Here is a 15,526-nt window from a genome sequence, read left to right as displayed (position 1 = left end):
ACCGATAATCTGAATAGGAGGACTATGCTTTGACCGAAAGGTGAAAGTGATGTTAAACTGATCATTGGAATTAAACGTCAGGGGAGCGATCTTAATGCCTAAATTTAAATTGTTTAAAGACCGTAAAGGGAAGGCCGATCAGGCTAAAAATAATAAATTCGTCAAGCTGGCACGCGAGATTTATGTACATGCACGTAAAGGCGGGCCGAACCCCGAATCCAATTTTGCGCTCAAAACCGCCATCACAGCGGCTCGCGCCGAACAGATGCCGGTCGATAATATCGAGCGTGCAATCAAGAAGGCGGCAGGAAGCGCCGATAGCGTCGATTACGAAGAAATCATGTACGAAGGATACGGCCCCGGAGGCGTCGCCATCATGGTGCGCTGCCTGACCGATAACCGCAACCGGACAGCTGCCGACGTCCGCTCCATATTCAATAAACGCGGCGGCAATATGGGGGAGAGCGGCTGCGTTTCGTATATGTTCGACCAGAAGGGGCTTCTCGTCGTGGACCGTGAGTATCACGAGACGGACGAGGACACCATGATTATGCTCGCGCTGGAGGCAGGTGCGGAGGATGTTATCGTGAATGAGGACAGCTATGAAATTCTTACTCATCCGCACGAATTCGAACAGGTAAAGACCGCTCTGGAGAAAGAAGGCTACAGCTTCACAAGCGCCGCAGTGCGCTGGCTGCCTCAAAACACGGTCAAAGCGGAAGGCGAGAATGCCGAGAAGCTGCTGAAAATGATGGATGCATTCGAGGACAATGAAGACGTTCAGGACGTTTTCGCGAACTTCGAGATCGAAGACGAAGTATAAGACGAGTTAAAACCGGCTTAATCACCACAAACAGGATTCATGAAAAACGCCTTCCGGCTTCGTATGGTCAACATACGAGAGGCCTGAAGGTTTTTTTATACTTTCTTTAGTTTTTATTTAAGCGGAGTCAACATCTGCGGTCTACAATCAAATACAAAGATCGCAGAGGGGCTTGTATAAGGTGAACAGAATATCAATAGTTGCAAGGAAGTGGCTTCTTACTCTTCATCTTCTGTTTAGCGCAATCATGCTTGGCGTGACGATCGCTTTTCTCATGCTAAGCATTAAGGCCGCCGCCACAGATGATGAGGGGGTGTTGAAGGCTTGTTATACGAGTATGCATCTATTGGCCAGGACATCCATCAAGGCTTCAACGGTCGGCGGGCAGGCGTCCGGGCCGATAGCCGTTCTTCCATGCATAAGGGGAGTGCCTTCAAGTGAATTCATCCACTGAAGGCCTCCCCTTAATGCAAAGGCTATTCCACGATCGTCAATATTTCATCAATCTCTTTGCGCGGCAGCTTGCCGGGCGTTTCCGAAGGATACCCGAGAGCGATGACCATATTCACATCGAGATGCTCTTCGATGCCCAAATATTCCTTGAGCTGCTTCTCGGCAAGCAGCACGGGACCGGTCATCGGACAGGTAGCCAGACCCATTGCATGGGCGGCCAGCATTAAATTCTGTGCAGCCAGGCAGCTGCTCTTGATTCCTTCCTCCCGCCATACTTCGTCACCGACCAGGCCGATCGGATCGAATATCCGGTCGCGGAATTTTGAAGCATACGGCGTTGCCAGGCATACGATTAACGCAGGCGCGTCGGAGAAAGCCGTCGCATAAGGACCGAATGATTTCAGGAGCAGCCTCGCTTCCTTGTTCAACCCTTGCGCTTCCGCACGCTCTGCCCGGGAATGGAGCTGAACCCAGGTCAGATCTTCTATCGCTTTTATTTTCGTCTTATTCGTTATCACGACAAATTTCCAGGTTTGCGAGTTCGTGTCGCTTGGCGCATAGCGAGCGCAATCGATTAATTCGCGTATTTGCTCCGTTGTGACGGGCTCGTCCGTAAATTTGCGAACGCTTCGGCGTTCATGGATCAGCACTTTTACCGATTCAAAATTCATCTCTCTATCACTCCCTCCCTCATTATAGTGAAACCTCCCGCTTTTGCAACAGAAAAGAGGCAGGATTTATCCGCTCGCCCGGGTAATAAAATGTTTCGCCAGGAAGCTCACGGAGGCGACAAGCGCCAATGTCATCGCCAATTGGAAGAAGGCGCTTTTGCCAAAATGCTCGAAAACCGCGCCGCCGGCCGTACCGCTTATAATACCGGCAAAACCCGTCCATACGACGGCATAAACGGCCTGGCCCGAGGAGCGGTACTCGTCCGGTATAATAGATGATAAATAGCGCAGTGCCGTAGCGAAGTATATGCCGAACGAAACGCTGTGCATAGCCTGGATCGGAAGGATCCAGACGGGCGACGTAATTTCGCTGATCAGCCAGAACCGGATCGCATACATAAGACTCGCTATTGCCAGCAGCGGCAGCTCTTTATACTTATGCCCGTATTTGCCGAGCAGAAAGAATACCGGAATTTCGCTGACCGCTGAAGTTAACCAGGCAATGCCGACCAGTGAATCGCTGGCTCCCATTTCCCGGAGCGTTACGGCCAGAAAACCTTCATACATTCGGTGAGAGATCGAAATTATCAATATGAGGACGAAAAAGGCGACGATCTCAGGCTTACGCAGCAGCTTGTAAAAGCCGGAGAATTCAATTTTTCGCAGCGATCCCTGATAGTCTTTAAGCCCAAGCGAGAACATGAAGGAAATCCCTACGCTGCACAGGCAGAAAATCAAAGTGGATGAGGACCCGGTGAACCTCAGAAGCTGCCCCATGAAGAAGGCCATAAAAGCGAAGCCCAGCGAGCCGAAAATGCGGACGAGCGCATAAGGCGTACCCGTAAATTGGCTGGACAGAAGGATGAGGCTGTCGCTTAGTGGATTCATCGGCGTCTGGCAAAAATAAAAGGCAAGCATGAGAAAGCAAATGAGTATAAAGGAGTCGGTTGAAAAAAGCAAAGATACCATGAGGAACTGTCCGATTAATAAAGAGACTAATATTTTCTTGATGGTGCGGTACTTATCGCTGGCGGCACCAAACAGCAGATTGGCAAAAACGGAGATAAACGGTCCGGTGGCATATATAATTCCGATTTGGGAAGCCGAAAACCCCCGGTCGAGGAAGTAGAGAGGAAAATACGAGACGACAATCGCTTGTGTCATATACACGGCAAAGCTGAAGCTTCTCAGCAGGTTTGCTTCCTTAGAAGCGGTAGACGATTTCACGGCCCCCGTAAGTGCTGCGGTTGGCCCCGAACCGGAACTTGATAAACCCATAATCTCTGTCACTCCATATCCATATCCATTACTTTGTACATCAGTATAGCACGGATGAGGGCGCTGCAGAGTGCAGAACTTTACGGTGGCAATAAATGACACCCGAACTCAAACCACCTCTTCCAGATTGTGTAAACGAACCGAACGAACAAGATTTCGCTCTGGATTTGTGCGTTCTGAAATGGTACATTATTGGTTGGGGGTTTTACATGGTGAACCAATTTTTCATATGGAACGAACGGCTTGGTATCGCGCTGCCCGAACTGAATCGTGAGTGGGAGTGTTACAACGATCAAGAGCAAGCGGATATCGTTACCCGTTGGGAAGTTATTCGCGGTACCATCCCGGACCGGGTTTTTGCGCTCGAGCGCTTAATTAATACGAAACAGGCGCAATTAAACGAGGAAGAAGATTTCGAGACTTCCTGTACAATAAATGCCGATATTGCGGAACTGGCAAGCCGCATTAACGATTTGCATATTTGGTACCGCATCAATCAGGAGATTGAAACGCGGCGCCATTCCTAAAGGAATGTGTCAAGGAGGGCGCCAACAATGCCGATGCCAGCTCGTGCTCGCCATGTGCCGAGAACGCCCGTACTGCTTATGTACCGGGTTTATAAATATGTGCTGCCGGAAGTCAGATCGGAGCTTCGGCGTCTGCGGACGATCGCGGAGCTTATTCCAGACACGGAATTGAGGACGCAGGCTCTTGCAAGCATGACCAACAAGCAGTTTCACTGCGAAGGAGGGGGCGTATATGCCGCGGCCAACTTAGGCAAGCGTCATATATTGATTCCGCTCATTGTCGCCTTGCAGACAATAAGCGACTATTTGGATAACTTATGCGACCGCAGCACTTCGCTGGACGAGGGCGACTTCCGGCTGCTTCATCAGTCGATGCTGGATGCCGTAAACCCGAATGCGCCGCTTCGCGACTATTATGCGCTGCGCAGCGAGCGCGAAGACGGCGGTTATTTGCATGAGCTGGTACGCACATGCCAATCGTGCGTGAATAGGCTTCCTTCCTATGCCAGCGTTCAGCCATTTGTATCCGAGCTCGTAGGCTTGTACGGGGATTTGCAGGTGTACAAGCATATCGTGAAGGACCGCCGCGAACCGCTGCTGCTAGCCTGGTGGGAGAAGCACAGCCACAAGGTTCCGGGCTTGCACTGGAATGAATTCGCCGCTGCCACCGGTTCAACGCTCGGTATGTTCATGTTATTTCTGGCCGCGGCCGAAGAAGGATTGACGGTGTCGGACGCTATAATGATTCGGGACGCCTACTTTCCTCATATATGCAGTCTTCATATCATGCTCGATTATTTAATCGATCAGGAAGAAGACCGCGAAGGCGGCGATTTGAATTTCTGCAACTATTATGACGATCAGTCCAGGCTTGTGGAGCGAATCGGCGAGATCGCCAGACGTGCTCGCCGGGATGTTCAGGCGCTTCCCGCGCCGGGGTTTCACCGCATGATTATAGAAGGGCTGCTGGCCTTGTATTTGTCCGACCCGAAGGTAAGGGAACAAGACGACGTAAGGCGCGTATCCAAGCATTTGATGAGAAAAAGCCCCTTAACGCGGTTATTTTTTTGGGGGAACAGTGTTTGGATCAGGATGCAGCAATCTTAATATACAGCTTTGAAGAGACAAAAAGAGGAGTGGATCGACATGTCGGAAGTGAAATCTATTGCCGTTCTTACAAGCGGCGGCGATTCGCAGGGTATGAATGCGGCCGTGCGGGCGGTAGTGCGCAGCGCACTCTACCATGGATTGGAGGTTTACGGGGTCCAACGGGGGTATCAGGGGCTGCTTAACAACGATTTAAGACAAATGGATCTCCGCAGCGTTGGGGATATAATTCAACGCGGAGGAACGATTCTGCAAACCGCCCGCTGCAAAGAGTTTCTGTCCGAGGAAGGCCAGCGTAAGGGTGCCGAGGTGCTTCGCGAGCGGGGTATCGACGGCCTGGTCGTCATTGGAGGAGACGGTTCCTATCAAGGCGCGAATAAACTCAGTAAGCTGGGTATTAAAACGATGGGCTTGCCGGGCACGATCGATAACGATATTCCGTTCACCGATTTTACGATCGGCTTCGACACGGCGGTCAGCATCGTGGTCGACGCAATCAATAAGCTGCGCGATACGATGACCTCGCACGAACGTTCATCGATCGTTGAAGTTATGGGCCGCCGCTGCGGGGATATTGCCTTGTTCGCAGGACTTGCAAGCGGCGCGGAGACAATTATCGTACCTGAAGTGCCTTTTGATATCAAAGAAGTGGCAAACCGGATGAAAGAAAATTTCATGGCGGGCAAACGGCATAGTATTATCGTAGTGGCCGAGGGCGCAAGCACGGGCGATCAGATTGGCCGGGGGTTAACGGATGAATGCGGTTTGGAACCGCGTGTTACCGTGCTCGGTCATATCCAACGCGGCGGCAATCCAACGCACAATGACCGAATTTTGGCCAGTCAGCTTGGTGACTTTGCGGTTCGTAAGCTCATGGAGGGCGATTCCGGCAAAGCTTGCGGCATTATAAGGGGAGAACTAACCGTTACGGATATCGAGAAAGTGGTAAGCACGAAAAAACCGTTCAACATGGAACTGTACAATCTTGCACTTCGTTTATCACAATAATCAACATAAAAGCCTTATACCGGCGCTAGAAGACGAATTTGCATTCACCGGTATAAGGCTTTAATTTTGCAAAAGGAGAGCTGACGCGCATGTTCCTATATAAAATCGAGATTGAAATGGAAGGTAACTCTGCGCATCTTATTCTGCTTGCGCAAACCGACGAACAGGCATTTTCCTTGGTGGAGAGCCATGTCGCCCGCCATTATATAAAAATGCCGGTATTGAAATCAGTTGCCGTTGTGGAAAAGAAGCGGCCGGAGCCGGGAACCGGCTACTTCATCGCGCACAATGAATAATCAAGCGAAGTAAATAGCATTGACTAACATAACAAAACAGACTACCATGTATGTAAAGTTATGGAAGGAGAGAATAGGGAGAATGCATATTGCAATCATTACGGGCAGCAACCGCGCAGGAGCAGCAAGCACCAGAGTCAGTCAATACTTGATGAAGCTTATCGAAGAGAAGGGACACCAGGTATCCTTTATCGATTTATATGAGCGGCGCCTTCCGCTTTATTCGCCCGACGACACTGAATTACACGCTGAAGTGGCTGCAATGAGTGAAGCAGTGCTTGAAGCGGATGCGATCGTCCTCTCCACGCCGGAGTACCATGGAAGTGTTTCCGGCGTACTCAAAAACGCGCTTGATTACCTGGGATTTGACCACTTTGACGGCAAAGCGGTTTTATCGGTCAGCGCTGCGGGAGGCCCTGTGGGCGTCAGCTCGCTGCAGCATTTGCAGACCATTGTCCGTAACGTGCATGGAATCAACTGCCCGGAGTGGATTTCTGTCGGCGGTGCGCAGCGCGAGTTTGCCGAGAATGGCGAGCCGGCCGGACAGGACGTTCGGCTTCGCGTTACACGAACGCTTAATTATTTCTTGGAAATGGCGGCGAAGCTGCAAGGTTAGCACGCGTCAACAAAGAACGCCCTGCATAGCCGTAAGACAGCAAAACTGTCGAACCAGCTGCGCAGGGCGTTTTTACTTGAACTATAAGAATAATAGCTGATGCATTATTTATAATTGACGCCGGCCGAATACTTATTCCCTGCATTCCAAAGCAGAAATTCATCTATACCCGTGTCGTGAAGCGCCTTGATTTGGGCTTGAACCTCGCTCGCGCCATATTTGATATAATGCCCCTTTCCCAGCCAGCTCGCGGTGAAATCTTGAATCCAGGGCCGGATTACCGGCTTGTAAGAGCCGATCGGATCAAGCTTCTTATGCGTATCGATCATGGAGCCTTTAATTGTTTCGTACGGGTTTTTATCCGGATCCTTCAGTTTGAACCAATCGGTGCTGTAATGGCTTGGATACACCATCGGGCAGATAATATCGACATGCTTGGAAATTTTCACGAAATCCTGACCGATTCCCTCGGCCGCAGGCACGGATGCGGCGTAGCCGAATATATCGACCGATACGCGTGCGCCGAGAGGCTCCAGCTGGGATTTCGCATATTTGACGAACTCCGCCACGGTGTCGACGCGGCTTTCTTTGGTTTTGTCGTACACAAGTGAGTCCGCTTTCTTCTCGAAACCCTCCGGGAAACGCACATAATCGAACTGAATTTCTTTAAAACCGAGCTTTACCGCTTCTTTAGCGACGGCAATGTTGTAATCCCACACCTCTTTTCGGTACGGGTTCACAAAGCTGTCCTTCTTGCCGTTCTCCCAGATCGAACCATCCTTGCGGCGGAACGACAGCTCGGGATGTTTGCGGGCCAGCACAGTGTCTTTAAAGACGACTACCCGGCCGATAGGGTAGACATCGTGCTTCTTGAGCCGTTCCATTAAACCCTTAATGTCGCGAATATATTTCTGCGGCGTACCAAGCTTGAGAAGCTCGGCATTGTCCGTCGGAAAAGTGATATAGCCGTTGTCGTCCTTCAAATCGATAACCATTCCATTCAAATCGGTATCATCCAAAAGCTTTAACAGCGATTCCATCCGCGAGCCTCCCGCACTGTGTGCGGTTACGTAGATTCCTTTAATCTTAGGCGCGTCCGGCTGAGGGTCGTACTTGACCGATGAAGTCCCGGCTCCTTCCCGATTCGGGGTTTCCGGCGCGGTCGGCCCGGGAACCGGTATACCTGAGCCGTGCATTATCGGTGCCAGAAATAACGAACTTAGCATCTTGCTTGCTGAAGCGCTTTCTTGTCCTGCGTGCACCCCGCCGCCGTTGAAAACCTGCAATAATAACAACATTACGGATAATATGACGTCCATTTTTTACTCCCCCGCTGCTTCTGTATTCAAATTATAATGCAGATTTTATGCAACGCACAGAGTATTTTTCCCCTTTTTAATAAATAAACAAAAAAAGAGCGGGAACGCTTGTACGTTCCCGCTCGCCTTTCTTAGTGCAAGAGCACTTCTCTTTGATATTCACAAATGCTGTGCTGCACAATCTCCATCGCATCTCCCGGTTCCAGCAATGCCAGTCCATCCCGAAGCACGATATTCAAGTTCAATTCCCGCTCCGTGAGAAAAGGCACTAGCTCTGGGACCAGCTTTTCCACAATCATCAACAGTTTGACTGTTTCCATATCCATGAAGCATCACCCTTTCATCGTAATGGAGGGCAAAAAGCGTATGGCATGAAACCTAAATCTGCGGGATAGTTTTATTATAACAGCAGAAACTGAAAAAACCTAGTGACATGCTGAAAATTCCATATTTGCCGGGCATGCGAAGGCCCGCGGCGAGGGTAAAGGTTTATACTGTAGGACGGCGAAAATCTCCCATGATCCCAACTGTTTCGACAATGTTCACAAAGGCGTTCGGATCCGTTTTTAAAATAATATTGCGCAGCTCGGCAAGCTCGAAACGGGTAGTGACCGTCATGAGCATGTCCCTTTCCGCGTCGGTGTAACCCCCGCGGGTCCGGATGACGGTAATTCCGCGCTTAAGCGGGAGCAGGGCCTGGCGGAGTGCGTCAGTCCGGTTTGTGACAATGAAAGCCGTTACTTTGACATAACGGATGTGAATCAGATCGATCATTTTGCCGGTGGTGAAGATCGAAAGCAGCGAGAAAAGCGCGATATCCCAGTTCGCCGTCATAAATCCGAGCGCGGCTATTATGCTGCCATTGATCACGAAGATCAGCATGCCGATGGAAATCTCCCTTTTTCTGGTGACAATGCTTGCGACAATATCTACTCCCCCGGATGAAGCGCCTTCCCGAAGAGAAATTCCGCTGCCGAATCCTACAATGACTCCGCCGAACACCGCGCCAAGCATCAGATCGTTTACGAACGGATGCACGGGAATGACCTGCATGGCGACGGTTGTGGTCAAAACAGAGAATATGCTCCAGCCGACAAAACGCACGCCAAGCTCGCGCAAGCCCCACAAAAGGATAGGAATATTCAACAGGAAATAAAGCCAGCCTATATTCAGACCGGTTGCATAGCCGGCGATCATGGTGATGCCGGCCAGCCCGCCGCTGATCATTCTGTGGGGAATAAGCAGTTGATTGAAGCCGAAAGCAATCAGGAGCGAGCTGATCAGCATTATTATTACCGTTCGGGTCCTTCTCATGACAATGTTCACCTCGGCTTGTATTAAGCGGTTATATCCGGACAGGACGAGCGTTTGCCCGCTCCATGGATAGGGTAATAGTATGCGTAGTTTACGTTTACTGGTATTCGTCAAGGTTGTTGTGCTATAATGAACTGTATATTTTCTGTAGGATGCAGATAGAAGGAGATTGAAAAAGTTTGAAAACATTTGCTGAATTCGGCTTGGAACCCAAAGTGTTGCAAGCCATCACTGAACTTGGATTCGAGGAATCAACCCCAATCCAATCAAAGTCCATTCCAATTGCGCTGACCGGTACCGATTTGATCGGTCAAGCTCAGACGGGAACGGGCAAAACGGCCGCCTTCGGAATCCCGCTTGTCAATAAGATTCCGGTCACCGAAGAGCGTATCGTCGCACTAATTATGACCCCGACCCGCGAGCTTGCCATTCAAGTTTCGGAAGAGATCGGAAAGCTTACCCGTTACAAAGGTCTTCGTTCATTGCCGATTTACGGCGGACAGGAGATCGGAAGACAAATTCGCGCTTTGAAAAAGAAGCCGCAAATCATTATCGGAACGCCGGGACGGTTGCTCGACCATATAAACCGTAAGACGATCCGACTTGACGATGTTAAAACGGTGGTACTAGACGAAGCGGACGAAATGCTCGACATGGGCTTCATGGAAGACATTACTTCGATACTGTCGCTCGTGCCTGATGACAGGCATACAATGCTGTTCTCGGCTACGATGCCGCCTAACATTCAGAGACTCGCACAGCAGTTTTTGAAAAACCCTGAGCATGTTTCCGTCATTCCGAAGCAAGTAAGTGCGCCGCTGATCGACCAGGCATACATCGAAGTTCATGAGCGTCAGAAGTTTGACGCGCTGAGCCGTCTGCTTGATATGGAATCACCGGACCTTGCGATTATTTTCGGACGTACGAAACGCCGTGTCGACGAGCTGAGCGAAGCTCTGCAGAAGCGCGGTTACTCGGCGGACGGCTTGCACGGCGACCTGTCGCAGAATCAACGTGATAACGTCATGCGGAAATTCCGCGATGGCAGCATCGATGTGCTTGTTGCTACAGACGTCGCGGCCCGCGGTCTTGACGTATCCGGCGTAACGCACGTAATCAATTTCGACCTGCCGCAGGATCCCGAAAGCTATGTTCACCGGATCGGCCGGACAGGCCGTGCAGGTAAAGAAGGAACGGCATGGTCGTTCGTAACCCCGCGAGAAATCGACCATATGCATTTTATCGAGAAGGTAACGCGCCACAAAATCGCGAAGAAGCCTCTGCCAAGCATTGCGGAAGCAATTGAAGGCAAGCAGCGCGTAACGGCTGAACGTCTTCTCGAGTTTGTTCAGAACGATGCCATTAATGAATTTAAAGGTATCGCCATTCAATTGCTGGAGCAGTACGATTCGGTGAATCTGCTTGCTGCAGCGATTAAGCTTATTACCGGTGAGAAGAAGGATATCAGTATTGAACTGACTCCTGAAGATCCGATCCGGGCGAAAAAGCGGAAACCGGATATTCGTACAAGCGGTCGTCGTTTTTCCGGCGGACCTTTTGGCGGCGGCAACCGCTCGGGCAGCGGCCCGCGCGGACGCGGTGACGGCCGGAGCGGAGACAGCCGCGGCGGCGGTTACGGAAGAAGCAGCAGTGGCGGTAGCGGCACAGGCACAGGCGGCGGCGGTTATAACCGCGATCGTGACCGCGACGGTCAAGGCAAGGGACGTGGAGAGGGCCGCGGCGAAGCACGCCGTTCGCGCCAGGATGATTTCCGCAACAGTTAAGTGAATGACCGGGGCTATCCGTATAGCCGAGCAATCGGACGGATTGCCCCGGTTTTTTAATTTGCGAAATTTTGATAATGAACGTTGGCTAATCGGGCCAACCTGTATTATAGTAGAACATAATGAAATCGCTTGCGTTTTCTTTGGAAACGCCAAGGTTATGCTTACGATGCAGCGTTTCTTCGAAACGCCAAGGTTATGCTTACGATGCAGCGTTTCTTCGAAACGCCAAGGTTATGCTTACGATGCAGCGTTTCTTCGAAACGCCAAGGTTATGCTTACGATGCAGCGTTTCTTCGAAACGCCTTAGGAGGATTCGGGAAGTCATGGAAATGAGAGGTTTAATGGGCGGGCTTTATAAAATCTCCGAATGGATTATGCGGCTATCGGTAACGAATGTGCTTTGGATCATTTGTTCGATACCGTTTATCTTTTTAATATTTCCGGTCATCGTCGCTCAATCGACCGACCAGTTATTGAGCAGCCTTATCTTGTCAAGCATCATTGCTCCGTTCACGCTTTTTCCGGCTACGGCGGCTATGTTCGGCGTCGCGCGCAAATGGGTGATGGGGGAAGTGGATGCACCCCTGCTGCGAACATTTTTCCGGAATTATAAGGAAAGCTATGTACAGAGCATGGTCGGCGGAATATTGTATGTTATTCTGTTCACTATTCTTATCGTCGATTTTCAGGTTTATTTGCGGGAGCTCAAGTCGTTTCAGCTTATCTCCTACTTATTTATTGCAATCATGGCGCTTCTTGCAGTGTCGCTGTTTAATTTCTTCTCAATGGTCGTTCATTACCATATGAAGACGTTCCAGCTGCTTAAAAATGCGGTTCTGCTCACAATCGGCCGGCCGTTCCGTTCTTTATCCACTGCTGTTATGTGCGGTCTCGTCGTATACATCAGCTTCAGTTCCGCCAAATTGATGTTTCTCGTTCCGTTCTTTACTGGCAGTGTCGTAGCCGTGATTTCGTTCTGGGGCTTCTATCAGATCTATATGAAGCTCCAGCTTCAGGCGGAAAAAGCTGCAGCTACGCAAGCTGAAGCGGAACTGATGAATTTGAACGAAGAAGTGAAAAAGGATAACGATGAAGGGCAAGCAGCACATAAATAGGTTTGGACGACGCGTTTACTTTTACAACAAATACGTCTATAATAATTGTACATCCTGCTTTTGCTCGTTACGGCTTCACGTTGTTTTGAACCAATGGCTGTTTCACGGGAGACCTATATTGGAACGCAGCTGACACGCCCTCGAAAGGGGATCTCAAAAGCGTTTCTGCGGACACCCACCTGCGAGAGCGGGTTCAGAAACAAGCGGGCCGGACGGCATAGGCGGGTTTTCTTCAAAACACGAAAAGGGGGCAACCCCTTTTTTTTATTGTGTGAACTATGCTATGATATTTCTTAAATGGTCAGAAAGCACAATTGGCGTATATAGAAGTCGGAGGGGGAGATCACCTTTGTTGAAGCGAACCCTAATAGGGTTGCTGCGCAGTCATGAATTGACTGGCGATAAAGCGAAAGATCCATTGCTTAAATCCCATTATTACAAGCTGTCCAAGGAAAAGGCGTGGGAAGAAGTCGTCTCCACACTAAAAAAAATGCAAGGCTACAAGGTGCTGCATGAAGTGCACTCCGTCGGGGAAATCGTTCTGGAGAGACGAACGGTGACCGGTCGTACGATGGATATTACTGTTTCAGTTATTAACGTTAATCCGGTAACGTCGGCCGTCGATATCTACTCCGCATCGCGCGGCTCATTCGGCGACCTCGGATCGAATTACCGGGTTATTCTTGATATTTACCGGACCCTCGACAAGAAGCTTTCGGCTTACAAAACATCCGGAGCATAATGACAAAAAAGCGAGGAAGGGGAGCCCTTCTCTCGCTTTTGTTATTAACGGACGCATCGTTCGCGCCTGCGCATATGTAAGCTATACGAGCTCTTTTACCGCATTAAGAGCGTTCTCATAGTTCGGGTGTTCCGTCATTTCGCCCAGAACCTCCACGTATTGGATGGTATCATTGGCATCGATGACAAAGATGCTGCGCATATCAAGATGAAGATCCTTTATGAGGACGCCGTAAGCTTGGCCAAAGTTATTGTTCTTGTAATCCGACAGCATGACGACTTTATCGACACCGGCGGCACCGCACCAGCGTGCCTGAGCAAAAGGAAGGTCTACGCTCACGGTCAGTATAACCACGTTCTCGCCAAGTTTGCCGGCTTCTTCGTTGAAACGGCGGGTTTGTGCATCGCAAACGCCGGTATCGATCGAAGGTACGACGCTGATTAATTTCACTTTACCTGCGAAGTCTTTCAAAGAAACGACATCCACCAGCGATTTGTTCAGTTGGAAATCAGGTGCTTTATCACCTTTCTTCAATTCGGGTCCGATCAGCGAGATTGGATTGCCTTTAAGCGTTGCAACGCCTGTACGTTCTTGAGCCATTTGTTAACGTCCTCCTTTGAAATTGTATACTCTATATCAAATTTATTATAATCATAATGAATTGCCATTGTCCAATTTACACGTTAGAGGGGAATATTATGATTTTTTTAAGATATGAAAGCTTTCGAAGCTATTTGCGGCTTTATCCGGTGACGGCGGCGATTATAGCGCTCAATATCCTAGTGTTTGGGACCGATCTGCTAACGAACCACTACTTGTTGGACCTCGGTATTTTCTATAGTTCTTACTCGCTGCATGAACCTTGGCGCTATGTGACCGCTGTTTTTCTCCATCTGGGGTTGCAGCATCTGTTATTTAATATGTTCGCGATTCTTATTTTCGCTCCGCCCTTGGAGAGGATGCTCGGGCACTTCCGCTACGCGTTGTTTTATCTGGGGTGCGGTATTGTCGGAAATTTGTTCAGCGCGATTGCTGAGAGTCAAACAGCGGGTGCCGGCGCTTCCGGTGCGATATATGGAGTGTACGGCGCATATCTGTATCTGGCTCTGATGAAAAAGACCCTTGACGAATCATCGCGCAAGACGGTTTATATGATCTTGATTTTCGGTTTCATTTATTCGTTTTTTGCTCAGAATATCGGCATTTGGGCCCATATTGGAGGATTATTCGCAGGCTTTGTGTTCGCTTATGCATTTGATTGGTATTTAACGATGAAGCGAAACCGTTACCGATAAATTACTCACACTAGAGAAGAAGAGGGGAAGTCATGGAGCTTCGGCAGCTGTACTATTTTGTGAAGGTAGCCAAAAAAGAGCATGTGACGCAGGCGGCTGAAGAGATGCATGTGGCGCAGTCGGCGGTAAGCCGGCAGATTCATCAGCTTGAAGAGGAGCTTGGAGCTAAGCTTTTCCTGCAGAAAGGGCGCAATTTGCAGCTTACTGCTGTCGGATCGCTTTTCCTGAAACGCGCGGAGGTGATTTTGGCCGATTTGGAACGGGCGGTTGTGGAGGTCCACGAATTTCTCGATCCCGAAAAGGGGGAAATTCGCCTGGGGTTTCCGCACAGCCTCGGCTTTTCGCTTATTCCGGAGGTTGTATCGGCATTCCGCAAAAAGTATCCGAACGTCAAATTTCGATTCAAGCAGGGGATGTACCCTTCACTCATTCGTGACGTGATTAAAGGCGACGTCGATCTTTCGTTCGTCTCGCCCTGTCCGGAGCAGCATGAGCATGTAAAGGGAGAAACAGTGCTGACCGAGGAACTTTATGCGATTCTGCCGCCGGGCCATCCTTTGGCTGAGGAAGAGGCGATCGATTTGATTCAGCTGAAGGATGAGACGTTCGTGATGTTCAGTCCCGGCTACTCCCTACGGCCGATCGTTTGGGACGCTTGCCTTGAAGCGGGATTTACCCCGAATATAGGCTTTGAGGGCGAGGAGACCGATACGATCAGGGGGCTGGTAGCCGCCGGTATGGGGGTCAGTCTGCTTCCGGAGATGGCACTCTATACATCAGGCCTTTTGCAGCCGGCAAAGGTCAGAGTACGGTCACCGAAGGTTACGCGCACTATCGGCCTTATTTATCGATCGAATGAGAAGCTGCCGCTCGTAGCAAAGGCTTTTCAAAAATTTCTGCTTGAATATTTCGGGTGCAAGGATTGTAAATAAATGTTTAAGAGTCCTCTTACGGCTGATCAGTGAGAGGGCTTTTTTCATGGTTTCGTCAAGCCGTGGTATTGGGGATGAAACGCGAAGGGATGGGGGATAATGGGAATAATTATGTTTACGAAGATGCGCTTTACTCCGTAAAGCGCTAAGTTAAAGCTTACGAAGATGCGCTTTACTCCGTAAAGCGTTAAGTTAAAGCTTACGAAGATGCGCTTTACTCCGTAAAGCGCTTAGGAGAATCCA

General features: G+C 49.9%; 19 protein-coding genes and 1 other RNA gene. 14 read left to right on the top strand and 6 right to left on the bottom strand.

Annotated elements, in window-relative coordinates:
* Nucleotides 1-94 precede the first annotated feature (94 nt).
* Together KZ483_RS21470 and KZ483_RS21465 are read left to right on the top strand one after the other, a co-directional pair.
* Nucleotides 95-823: a YebC/PmpR family DNA-binding transcriptional regulator gene (locus tag KZ483_RS21470; protein WP_220349565.1), complete on the top strand. Its 729-nt coding sequence runs from the start codon at nt 95-97 to the stop codon at nt 821-823.
* Between the two features lie 181 nt (nt 824-1,004).
* Nucleotides 1,005-1,277 (top strand): hypothetical protein, encoded by a 273-nt coding sequence (locus KZ483_RS21465; RefSeq protein WP_220349564.1) that lies wholly within the window; start codon nt 1,005-1,007, stop codon nt 1,275-1,277.
* 22 nt (nt 1,278-1,299) lie between these two features.
* Here KZ483_RS21465 and KZ483_RS21460 read toward each other — a convergent pair whose 3' ends face one another.
* Both KZ483_RS21460 and KZ483_RS21455 read right to left on the bottom strand, forming a co-directional pair.
* Nucleotides 1,300-1,947 (bottom strand): nitroreductase family protein, encoded by a 648-nt coding sequence (locus KZ483_RS21460; protein WP_220349563.1) that lies wholly within the window; start codon nt 1,945-1,947, stop codon nt 1,300-1,302.
* Between the two features lie 66 nt (nt 1,948-2,013).
* Nucleotides 2,014-3,225, bottom strand: a complete 1,212-nt coding sequence (locus KZ483_RS21455) for an MFS transporter (protein ID WP_220349562.1) — start codon at nt 3,223-3,225, stop codon at nt 2,014-2,016.
* 209 nt (nt 3,226-3,434) lie between these two features.
* Between KZ483_RS21455 and KZ483_RS21450 the strand changes: the two genes are divergently transcribed.
* The 5 genes from KZ483_RS21450 (at nt 3,435) to KZ483_RS21430 (ending at nt 6,779) form a co-directional block, all read left to right on the top strand.
* Nucleotides 3,435-3,752 carry a hypothetical protein gene (locus tag KZ483_RS21450; RefSeq protein ID WP_220349561.1) on the top strand — a complete coding sequence of 106 codons (318 nt, stop codon included), beginning with the start codon at nt 3,435-3,437 and terminating at the stop codon, nt 3,750-3,752.
* Between the two features lie 27 nt (nt 3,753-3,779).
* Nucleotides 3,780-4,859, top strand: a complete 1,080-nt coding sequence (locus KZ483_RS21445) for a tetraprenyl-beta-curcumene synthase family protein (protein WP_220349560.1) — start codon at nt 3,780-3,782, stop codon at nt 4,857-4,859.
* A gap of 39 nt (nt 4,860-4,898) precedes the next feature.
* A complete protein-coding gene (gene pfkA, locus KZ483_RS21440; protein ID WP_220349559.1) occupies nt 4,899-5,867 on the top strand; it encodes a 6-phosphofructokinase in 969 nt (322 codons plus the stop codon).
* 89 nt (nt 5,868-5,956) lie between these two features.
* Nucleotides 5,957-6,163 (top strand): DUF3906 family protein, encoded by a 207-nt coding sequence (locus tag KZ483_RS21435; protein ID WP_220349558.1) that lies wholly within the window; start codon nt 5,957-5,959, stop codon nt 6,161-6,163.
* Nucleotides 6,164-6,245: 82 nt separating this feature from the next.
* On the top strand, nt 6,246-6,779 hold the full coding sequence (locus KZ483_RS21430; RefSeq protein WP_220349557.1) for an NADPH-dependent FMN reductase: 534 nt from the start codon (nt 6,246-6,248) through the stop codon (nt 6,777-6,779).
* Between the two features lie 104 nt (nt 6,780-6,883).
* On the opposite strand, the gene KZ483_RS21425 is transcribed toward KZ483_RS21430, so the two are convergent.
* The 3 genes from KZ483_RS21425 to KZ483_RS21415 all read right to left on the bottom strand — a co-directional run bounded on the left by KZ483_RS21425 (nt 6,884) and on the right by KZ483_RS21415 (nt 9,412).
* Nucleotides 6,884-8,098, bottom strand: coding sequence for a putative glycoside hydrolase (locus tag KZ483_RS21425; protein ID WP_220349556.1), 1,215 nt, complete (start codon nt 8,096-8,098; stop codon nt 6,884-6,886).
* A gap of 131 nt (nt 8,099-8,229) precedes the next feature.
* Nucleotides 8,230-8,424 carry a hypothetical protein gene (locus tag KZ483_RS21420; RefSeq protein WP_220349555.1) on the bottom strand — a complete coding sequence of 65 codons (195 nt, stop codon included), beginning with the start codon at nt 8,422-8,424 and terminating at the stop codon, nt 8,230-8,232.
* A gap of 163 nt (nt 8,425-8,587) precedes the next feature.
* A complete protein-coding gene (locus tag KZ483_RS21415; protein ID WP_220349554.1) occupies nt 8,588-9,412 on the bottom strand; it encodes a YitT family protein in 825 nt (274 codons plus the stop codon).
* Between the two features lie 179 nt (nt 9,413-9,591).
* Here KZ483_RS21415 and KZ483_RS21410 point away from each other — a divergent pair, with 179 nt between their 5' ends.
* From KZ483_RS21410 to KZ483_RS21390, 5 genes are all read left to right on the top strand, one after another.
* A complete protein-coding gene (locus KZ483_RS21410; protein WP_220349553.1) occupies nt 9,592-11,196 on the top strand; it encodes a degradosome RNA helicase CshA in 1,605 nt (534 codons plus the stop codon).
* A gap of 4 nt (nt 11,197-11,200) precedes the next feature.
* A complete protein-coding gene (locus KZ483_RS21405) occupies nt 11,201-11,506 on the top strand; it encodes a hypothetical protein (RefSeq protein WP_220349552.1) in 306 nt (101 codons plus the stop codon).
* Nucleotides 11,507-11,522: 16 nt separating this feature from the next.
* Nucleotides 11,523-12,314 (top strand): YesL family protein, encoded by a 792-nt coding sequence (locus KZ483_RS21400; protein WP_220349551.1) that lies wholly within the window; start codon nt 11,523-11,525, stop codon nt 12,312-12,314.
* Nucleotides 12,315-12,362: 48 nt separating this feature from the next.
* Nucleotides 12,363-12,546, top strand: a non-coding RNA gene (ssrS, locus tag KZ483_RS21395) — 6S RNA.
* Nucleotides 12,547-12,663: 117 nt separating this feature from the next.
* Nucleotides 12,664-13,056 (top strand): DUF1499 domain-containing protein, encoded by a 393-nt coding sequence (locus tag KZ483_RS21390; protein WP_220349550.1) that lies wholly within the window; start codon nt 12,664-12,666, stop codon nt 13,054-13,056.
* An 81-nt stretch (nt 13,057-13,137) separates the two neighbouring features.
* On the opposite strand, the gene tpx is transcribed toward KZ483_RS21390, so the two are convergent.
* Complete coding sequence (gene tpx / locus KZ483_RS21385; protein WP_220349549.1) at nt 13,138-13,656, bottom strand: thiol peroxidase; 519 nt, start codon at nt 13,654-13,656, stop codon at nt 13,138-13,140.
* Nucleotides 13,657-13,754: 98 nt separating this feature from the next.
* Between tpx and KZ483_RS21380 the strand changes: the two genes are divergently transcribed.
* The gene (locus KZ483_RS21380; RefSeq protein WP_220349548.1) at nt 13,755-14,351 is read left to right on the top strand and encodes a rhomboid family intramembrane serine protease; all 597 of its coding nucleotides are present in this window, start codon (nt 13,755-13,757) and stop codon (nt 14,349-14,351) included.
* A gap of 32 nt (nt 14,352-14,383) precedes the next feature.
* Nucleotides 14,384-15,283: a glutamate biosynthesis transcriptional regulator GltC gene (locus KZ483_RS21375; protein ID WP_220349547.1), complete on the top strand. Its 900-nt coding sequence runs from the start codon at nt 14,384-14,386 to the stop codon at nt 15,281-15,283.
* Nucleotides 15,284-15,526: the final 243 nt, after the last annotated feature.

It is taken from the genome of Paenibacillus sp. sptzw28 (assembly GCF_019550795.1).
Lineage (GTDB): Bacteria > Bacillota > Bacilli > Paenibacillales > Paenibacillaceae > Paenibacillus_Z.
The sequence above is the reverse complement of the archived record's forward strand: the minus strand, read 5'-3'. Positions and strand labels throughout refer to the sequence as shown.